This window comes from ANME-2 cluster archaeon (genome assembly GCA_014237145.1).
GTDB lineage: Archaea > Halobacteriota > Methanosarcinia > Methanosarcinales > Methanocomedenaceae > Methanocomedens_A.
Genome location: JAAXOC010000101.1, coordinates 43,319 through 52,010 on the forward strand (window position 1 = coordinate 43,319; position 8,692 = coordinate 52,010).

An 8,692-nucleotide genomic window follows, 5' to 3' on the forward strand; every position below is an offset into this window, starting at 1 on the left:
AATTAGTACCCTCCCGCAGTTCCGTCCCTTCTGATTTCAGCTACTCCTTGAAAGCCAGTGTCATCATGCTTTTTCATTACTGCATGTATTTCGCCCAAATAAAATGAAAATGCTTCCCTTTTATCGATCCTGTAACCTTTCTGTTCAAAGAATGTTATAAGTTCTTCAGGAAAACGTTCTGCTTCAAGGCTTATCCGTCCTCCCAGCGAACAGTGCAGACGCGGGGCTCGCATAGCCTCACCAATCGATTGATGTTCATCAACTACATGGATCAAAAACTGGGCAATAGATGAAAATATCCGTTCACTGCCCGGACTACCGACTGCCATCCATATCTTCTTATTACAGAAAATTAGGGTTGGTGCTACCGTAGCCCATGGAACCGCATTCGGACGCAGATAAAACGGATGAGAGAATATCTTATATTCATAATCCTTAAGGTAATTATTATAAAGAAAACCAAGCCCATCTGCTGCAGCTTTACTCCCGTATGCCCTTTCGATCGACTGGGTCAGGCTGACTGCTGTTCCTGAGCTGTCTATTACTGATAGATGAGTGGTATCTCCTGATACTTCATCTTCAGTTTCGTGGATAGGCATATGTATTTCTGTTTCACGGGTGATTTTATGGATGCATTTATGGACAAAAGAGCGTTTGATCATATCCTTTTCTGCTACCTGGGGATAATAATTCGGATCAAAAGGTCTGTCTGAGCTTTCCAGCAGAGCATTTCTAAAAATCTCCACCAACAGCAGTGCCCTGTTGAATTCGTCTCTATTCAGGTGCCTGGATTTTATCATATTGATTGCCATCAAGGTGAACAACAGGCTTCTTCCTGCACTCGGTGGATGCATACTGTAAACGGTTAAGCCTCGGAATTTCCGGTGTAGAGGGTTGCGGATGATGGGCCATGGGATTAAAGCAAGGTCGTCATATCTGAGCAAACCGCCATTCTCACGCATATCTGCGTCTATCTGCTTGGCGATCGTTCCCTGATAGAATTCTTCTATACCCTTTTTGGTAAGTATCTTCAGCATTCTTGCAAGATCAGGCTGGCAGAACCTTTCTCCGATGGGATAAGGTTCTCCATCCTTTAGAAAGTATTTTTTACCTGATCCGTGCTCAACCCTGTCAAAGTTCTTTAGCTCGCGTTTCTGGAGCTGGTGCTGCAAAGGAGTGATCGCGTATCCATCCTCAGCTATATGGATAGCAGGTTCAAGTATCTGTTCCCACGGGAGTTTTCCATAATGTTTATTGACGTACCATAGAGTGGCAGGTGTGCTGGGCACAGTAGTAGCACGATAACCATAGGAACGATCATATTCATAAATAGCACCAATGTGGGCAAGTGATGGAGCCCTGGATGAGCCGTCAACTGCCAGTACCTTCCCATTTAAATGGATAAGCATCATGGTCTGTCCCCCCATACCACTACTCTGGGGCTCACAGACCCCAAGTGCTAAAGCCGCAGCACAGGCAGCATCTACAGCGTTACCTCCCTGCTTTAGTATCTCTACTCCGGCAGAAGTTGCATCAGGAAAGGCAGTAGAGACCATACCGTTCTCTGCCTTGGCACACTTGCCATCTTCAGTAGGCTGAAAGCCCGATTCAATCTCTTTCAAATCCATAATGTTACTTCCTCTGCCTGATATCATTCAGCAGCAGTGCAAGTAAAGCAGCTCTGTCCAGCAGGCTATGCCGCAATATATATTCTTCATTATCATGCGGGGCATCCCCGATAGGGCCAAGACCGTCTATCCTTGCAATATCCTGACGTACTGAACATATATCAGATGAACTCCACCTGTGCTCTTTGAGAACCCTTATGTCCAGTCTATTACCGATATCCTTCACACGCTGATAGAGCTCATCTGTTTTTTGATTATATGCCATAGGGAGCCGACGGATACCCCCTTCGATCTGGAAACGGGTTTTGCTGCTGTTCGTTTTCTTTATGATCTGATGTATCTTTTGATTGAATGCATCACCTTGTTCCTGGTTATCAAATCTCACACTCAGTGCTGCTTCACAATATGCACACAGGGTTGCAATACTCGATTTCATCTTCACTTTTCGAGGAATTACCACCCCACCATCCACCTCATTGGAAAGTCTGGTCAAACTTGTCAGCAGACTGCTAAAGGAAGCAGTTGCTCTGGCAACATCTCCTGCATTTTCTGCATTTATGAGATTCATCTGGCAGTTGTATACTGCAGCTCCTGAACGGGAGGTGATAACAGTTCCATCCAGGGATGCTCCGCTCAATCCTATCACAACCTCTGCCCTTTGCAGGATTTCCTGTATACTGTTGCTGGTATTCTTTCCATGAAAGGTATTATCGGTGGTCAGCAATATTCCTATCTTCATCTTTCTTAAAAGGCGGACAAATCGTAAGGCGCGTAATGCTGCAATCATCACTGCTAATCCGCCATTGCTGTCCCATACAGCAGTTCCATAAAGCTTTTGTTCAGTTTCATGGTAATGGCTCTGCCGTGTGAATGAAGTGGAATTATCCAGATGGCCAAGAAGCAGCACATCATATTTATTTTCATTTGAATTGCTGAACAGCAGGATGTTCCCAATTTCAACCATGGGGATGACCTGATGCGAAAAACCAAGAGGACTGAGCTGCTGCCAGATGAGTGTGCCAAGTTTATTGACACCCTCCACATTCCGTACATAGGAATTGATAGTGGTCATCTTTTTAAGCAGTTTTTCTATCTCCTCCTGTTTCATTCTTAGAAACCCGCGAATACGTATCGGCAATGGTAAGTGTTCTTTGCCATATCCAGTTATTTTTTCCTGGAATATTAAATTATCAGAAAAATATCTAACTGCTGCAACATCTACAATTCTATTTACCAATCTGGTATAGTCATAACCAGCAACTTTAGCAGCATTAACAAAAGAACCAGTGGGACCAAGACTTGCCATTGAATTGATCTCCAGCAAATAAATATTCTCATCCTCATCCATACGAATATCGACACGTGCAAAATCCCTGAGTCCTAATGCATTGAAAGCATCTTTACACATCCTGACCATTTCATCTGCCAGTTCCCGGGAGATCATTGCAGGACATATCTTTTCCCTGGGTTTTTCCTTTTTGTCATCTACGGTCTGTATAGCGTCCGGATCGTTTTCAAGATCGATCTCCAGAACCGGGAATGCCTCAGGATTGCCATTTCCTAATAACCCTACACAGAATTCCCTGCCACGGATGAACTGCTCTACCAGGGCTTGTTGTTTAAATTCCGAGATTACGAATTTAACTGCATCACGCAGGTCAGCTTCATTATACACAACTTTGATGCCATAAGAGACCGCCTCCATTTTGGGTTTTATAATGACCGGGTACCTGACATTACCCATATCCTCATCACCTGTGGAAAACACCCAATATTCAGGAGTAGGAATACCATTTTTCTGCAAAATTATCTTCGTGATCACCTTATCAAGGGCAAGTGAATGTCCTTCTGGCCCTGAGCCCACATAAGGGATTCCAACCATCTCCAGCATAGCCGGAAGATGTGTATAACGGCTTTCACCCTGGATACCATAAGCCATGTTGAAAACCATGCCCATTCGCTCGCCTTCGATTACACTGGGCATGAATTCTTTTAGCTTTTCAATAATGTACATATTCCCTTCGGCAATTCTGACATTATGCCCACTTTTTTCAAGTGCATAAGCAACTTTTTTGACAGTCTCCGGGTTGTATATCTCCTTGTTCTGCATACCGAACTGATTGATAACACCAGTCATATCCTTGTTATATATTATAGCAACCTTCATGATTTTTCCACTATGTGATTTTACTATGCTGTAAAATAGTTATTTACGATGTAATTGTCGGAAAAGGTCATAATCTTTCCCAAATCCACTTAATCTTCAACCCTAATTTTAGATTAACATCAAACGTTGCAACATTAATAACTACCAGATAAAATTGATTTTGGCTTTTTCTATTCTGCCACAGAGCACACTTAAGAGCACAGACAACAATTGATGATACAGTTAATTTTATAGTTTAACAAGTACCACTATTTAGAGGATGTATAAGATTCGCATACACGGTAGAGGAGGCCAGGGTGCAAAAAAAGCTGCCAAGATGGTAGGCCTGGCTGCTTTTAAGATGGGCAAACAGGTCCAGGATTTTGCATTGTACGGTGCAGAACGGCGCGGCGCACCTGTAATGAGTTTTGTCAGGATAAACGATGACCCCATACTGGAGCGGGGGTATGTGGACGACCCTGATGTGGTCCTGGTACTTGACAGGACATTGCTGGACCTGGTCAATGTGGCTGACGGGCTGTCTGAGAACGGTGTGCTGCTGGTGAACTCGGAACATGAACCTGACATTGACACGCCTGCTGAGGTAAAAAATGTGGATGCCACAAGTATTGCCCTTGATACTATCGGCAAACCGATATTCAATACAACAATGCTGGGTGCCCTGGCAAAATTCACGAATATCATTTCAATCGATGCACTGAACTGGGCCATTGAAGAAGAGCTTTCCAAGTATCCCAAAGAGCTGATCGAAGCAAATAAAACCGCTGTTAGAAAATGCTATGAGGTGGCAAAGTGAGGGAGGAAGATATACCTTATAAAGGGATTGAGGGTATTCCCATTATCAGAGAGCCGGGCAGTGCAGCAAAGGTCAACAGGGGTTCATGGAGACTGGTAAGACCAGTACATCATAGTGAAAAATGTACCAAATGCAAGATATGTTATATTTACTGTCCTGATGCTGCTATTAACTGGACTCCTGATGGTCCCGAAATCAACCTGACCTCGTGTAAGGGCTGCATGATATGTGCGGAAGAGTGTCCAACCGGTGCCATGACAGAAGAGAAGGAGGGAGCATGAAACAGACACTTGTTACCGGCAACGAAGCCGCAGCATGGGGTGCAAGGCTGGTCAGGGCCAAGTATATCCCAAATTTCCCTATCACGCCCCAGACCGAGTGTATCGAGACCCTGGCCCGGTGGAGTGCGGACGGGGAACTACCTGGAACTTATTTTGACAGAATGGAATCAGAGCATTCGGTCATGAGTGCGGCTGTGGGTGCGGCAGCCGTAGGAAGTCGGGTATTTACTGCGACTTCGTCCCAGGGGCTGTTACTGATGCATGAGGTGTTGTACATTGCGGCCGGGATGCGCCTTCCTATTGTGATGGCAACCATTTCAAGGGGGCTGGCTGCGCCTGTTACCCTGTGGTCAGACCACAACGATTTCCTTGACCAGAGGGATAGCGGCTGGCTCATGTTCCATGCAGAGAACAACCAGGAAGTGCTGGATATGGTGCTGCAGGCATATCGCATTGCTGAGGACCCGCGGGTGCTGCTGCCAGCCATGGTCAATATGGACGGATATGTGCTATCATTCACAGATGAACCCATCATCATCCCTTCACCTGAACAGGTGGAGGAATTCCTGCCAGGATATGATCCGGTCCATACAATAGCAAAGAACAGGCCTGTCACTGTGGGTCCACCGGTGCTGGATGAGTACTCGATATTCCGGGCGCAGAATCATGTGGCATCCCGCAATGCCCTCACGGTCATTGAAGAGGTACAGGATGATTTTGAGAAGATTTTCGGCAGGAGGTACCATCTGGTGGATGAGTTTATGCTGGAAGATGCCGAGCTGGTGCTTGTGACCCAGGGTTCCATGAGTACCACAGCAAAGGCTGCCATTCTGGAGATGAGGGATGAAGGTATCAAGGTAGGATTGTTAAGACTCAGGGTAATACGCCCGTGGCCCAATGAAGCAGTGGCCGGGGCATTGAAAGGTGCAAAGGCAATAGCAGTGATCGACCGCAACGTAGCACCGGGCAAGGGTGGTATCATGTTCCCGGAAATAATTGAAACGCTGTACAATCTGGACAAACGACCCATTGTGTCCGGTTTTGTGGTGGGATTGGGGGGAAATCCGCAGACAGAAAGTAAGGTAAAGGAGATCACCCATAAACTCATGGATGACTTGGCAACGGGACGTCCCAGGATGGAATGGAACGATCTGGAGGAGATCTGATGCAGGAGTTCAAGAGTTTAAAGGATATACCAAAACAAGATAATTTCACCGGCGGATCATCTGCATGTGCGGGCTGCGGCCCGTCCCTTGGTTTGAAACTTGCATTAAAAGTACTTGGTCTTGACACCATTATTATCAATTCTGCCGGGTGCATGACCTTGCTGCCCCTGTATCCCAACACACCGTTAAAAGCAAGCTGGATACATAATGCCATTGAGAATGCGGCATCAACTGCAGCCGGGGCCAGGCACGGCCTGGACAACCTGGGGAACGAGGATATGAATGTAGTGGTGTATGCCGGAGATGGGGCCACCTATGATATCGGCTTTGCTTCCCTGTCAGCAGCAGCGGCCAAGAACGAGCGCATCATCTACATCTGCTACAACAACCAGTCATATGGCAATACGGGTTTCCAGTGGTCAACGGCAACACCTTACGGCAGTGAGACCAAAACCACGCCAAGGGGGAAGGAAAATCCCACCGGGACTAATATTGTCAACAAGGACATGCTCAAGATCATGGGTGCCCATAGGGTATATGCAGCCACTGCATCCCTGGCCTATCCTGTGGATTTCCTGAATAAACTGAGCAGGGCAAAAGAGAGGGATGGTTTTTCATATATTGAACTATTGGGGGCATGTACTGCCGGGTGGAACTACGATCCCAGATTGACTATCAAGATATCCAAACTTGCTGTGCGCTGCGGAATGTGGCCCCTGTATGAAATAGAGCACGGGATGCTGACCCTGAACAAGGATTTCAGTGAACTTAAGCCAATTGATGAATTCCTGAAAATGCAGGGACGCTACCGGGCGCTGCCCCCGGATGGTGTGGACCGGCTTCAGGCGCTTATTAATGAGCACTGGGCTGAACTGAAGGAATATAACAAGCAGCGGTACGTTTAGTACATTCAGTATTTCAGTACGCACAATATTTCAGTTTGTTCAGTACGTTTAGTATTTCAGTACGTTTAATACAGGTTTTCAATCCGGAATGCGTATTTTAAATTTGCAGTGGTTGTGACCTGTACCGAAACATTCCACTTCTTTTGCTCTTACCTGCAGTTTAAGGCTTGCTTCGAAGATACCCTCAATAATTCCCTCAACCAGTGCACACAGGGTCCGCCCCACATCCGGCATATCCGAACAGTCAAAACAGTCATGTACGACCAGGGTCAGCGGATCGAGGTTGTCTATCTCGATCTCACCAAGACCATGTAATTGCCAGAATCCGGCCAATTCTGGTAATAGTTCCTCAATGGAGCCGGCGCCAAAGAACCTGTCCATTTTCTGTCCAATATCGTTGCCTATCTTCTTGAAAACCGGTTTTGGGTTCATTCCATAGGCTTCCAGGCCGTACCTGATAGTGTGGCATAAAGTCCTGAAAAATTCCATTTCAGAATTGTCAGAATCGACTGTATCCATCAACTTGTCAATTATTCGATTATAGCAATTCTGCATCGGCATCTGGGAATATGCTATGAACTGGGAGTTTAAGGAATAGTACTTCTTTCTCTTGTCAGATTGGTCCTTTTGTTCCAAAATAATATCCTGCATAACCAGGTCTTTCAGATGTACCGAAATTGTGGATTTAGCTTTACAGCACTCGTTTACAACTTCTTCAAATGATTTGGACTGACCGTGGATAAAATCAAGTATTTTGAGTTTGACCGGACTGTCCAGTGCAACCATCCCGTTTTCAGTGGAATAAATAATAGTTATATTGTTTTTTGGCAGCATTTTATTGTAAAGTAATAAAATAATTATACATATATAAAATATTCGTTTTTGGATGCAATTATGCCTTTAGTATAAACGACACAGTATAATTCCAGTTATTTTTCAGATACGGATTTGCACGTATCAACACTGATTTGATTTTTATTAAATACCTTCCATCACAAACTTAATAGAATCGTATGATATCGACCCCAATAACCTTAAGATTGATAATTACAAACCATGTAGATCCGTGTCTATGTAATTATCAATTTCAATAATCCTAGATTGAAATAACTGGTTTTTGGGATAGTGCCAGTATAAACAACAAAACCGCAGGAATTATATCTTTCCCTTGCGGCGGTCGCTTTTATATTCTTCTACCAGTTTATCCAGCAGATGTTCTTTCTCTTTTTTTTTCTTTGAAGTCAGTTCTTCATTAAAACGTTTCTCTAAAGCGTTTAATTCTTCCGGGTCCACTACACCGAAATCGTCCACATACTGCACAGGCAATGAGTTTACGCTGAAGAATGGCAATTCCCTTTTATAGAACTCTTCCACAGCATTATGTGCGGGTTCACCCCTGAAGATAACTGCCCTGACCCGAAGGTCGGCCAGAATATCCACACCGGCAGGTCCGCCGCCGCTGGCGTCTTTGAAGAACAGTACATCTCCGGGATTGATGCCGTACTGCTGTGCAGTAGTAGCAATTGCCTCCCTGGTAAATCCCTGGACTACTTTGACAGGAGTCGTACGTCCGCTGATCTCCAGTGAACGCACCCGTTTTAGTTCTTCCACCTGCAGCTTGAGTTCCTCGATCGTACACTCCTTTTCCTTAACTGTTGATTTAAGCTGGCGTATCCTGTTCTCACGGATGCGCAGTTCCTTGTACTTACGTATTTTCGAATATGTTCCGGCCTTAAGACTCCTGATATT

Annotated in this window: 8 protein-coding genes; 4 read left to right on the forward strand and 4 right to left on the reverse strand. The window is 45.2% G+C overall.

Translation table 11 applies throughout. The features are described from left to right. Nucleotides 1-2: 2 nt before the first annotated feature. Both HF974_14400 and HF974_14405 read right to left on the reverse strand, forming a co-directional pair. Nucleotides 3-1,628 carry a gamma-glutamyltransferase gene (locus tag HF974_14400; GenBank protein ID MBC2699492.1) on the reverse strand — a complete coding sequence of 542 codons (1,626 nt, stop codon included), beginning with the start codon at nucleotides 1,626-1,628 and terminating at the stop codon, nucleotides 3-5. A gap of 4 nt (nucleotides 1,629-1,632) precedes the next feature. Next, nucleotides 1,633-3,795: a M20/M25/M40 family metallo-hydrolase gene (locus HF974_14405; GenBank protein MBC2699493.1), complete on the reverse strand. Its 2,163-nt coding sequence runs from the start codon at nucleotides 3,793-3,795 to the stop codon at nucleotides 1,633-1,635. Between the two features lie 259 nt (nucleotides 3,796-4,054). Between HF974_14405 and HF974_14410 the strand changes: the two genes are divergently transcribed. From HF974_14410 to HF974_14425, 4 genes are read left to right on the forward strand one after another with little or no spacing between them, the layout of a single operon-like run. Continuing rightward, the gene (locus tag HF974_14410) at nucleotides 4,055-4,591 is read left to right on the forward strand and encodes a pyruvate ferredoxin oxidoreductase (GenBank protein ID MBC2699494.1); all 537 of its coding nucleotides are present in this window, start codon (nucleotides 4,055-4,057) and stop codon (nucleotides 4,589-4,591) included. 26 nt (nucleotides 4,592-4,617) lie between these two features. Continuing rightward, the gene (locus tag HF974_14415; GenBank protein MBC2699495.1) at nucleotides 4,618-4,872 is read left to right on the forward strand and encodes a 4Fe-4S binding protein; all 255 of its coding nucleotides are present in this window, start codon (nucleotides 4,618-4,620) and stop codon (nucleotides 4,870-4,872) included. Next, nucleotides 4,869-6,038 (forward strand): pyruvate synthase, encoded by a 1,170-nt coding sequence (locus HF974_14420; protein ID MBC2699496.1) that lies wholly within the window; start codon nucleotides 4,869-4,871, stop codon nucleotides 6,036-6,038. The genes HF974_14415 and HF974_14420 overlap by 4 nt, the downstream gene beginning before the upstream one ends. Next, nucleotides 6,038-6,943 carry a pyruvate synthase subunit beta gene (locus HF974_14425; protein ID MBC2699497.1) on the forward strand — a complete coding sequence of 302 codons (906 nt, stop codon included), beginning with the start codon at nucleotides 6,038-6,040 and terminating at the stop codon, nucleotides 6,941-6,943. Before HF974_14420 ends, HF974_14425 begins: the two co-directional genes overlap by 1 nt. 78 nt (nucleotides 6,944-7,021) lie before the next feature. On the opposite strand, the gene HF974_14430 is transcribed toward HF974_14425, so the two are convergent. Both HF974_14430 and HF974_14435 read right to left on the reverse strand, forming a co-directional pair. Next, entirely contained in the window at nucleotides 7,022-7,729 is a 708-nt protein-coding gene (locus HF974_14430; GenBank protein MBC2699498.1) for an ArsR family transcriptional regulator, read from the reverse strand. A gap of 369 nt (nucleotides 7,730-8,098) precedes the next feature. Next, nucleotides 8,099-8,692: DUF460 domain-containing protein (locus HF974_14435; GenBank protein MBC2699499.1), on the reverse strand; the 594-nt coding region annotated here is incomplete at its 5' end.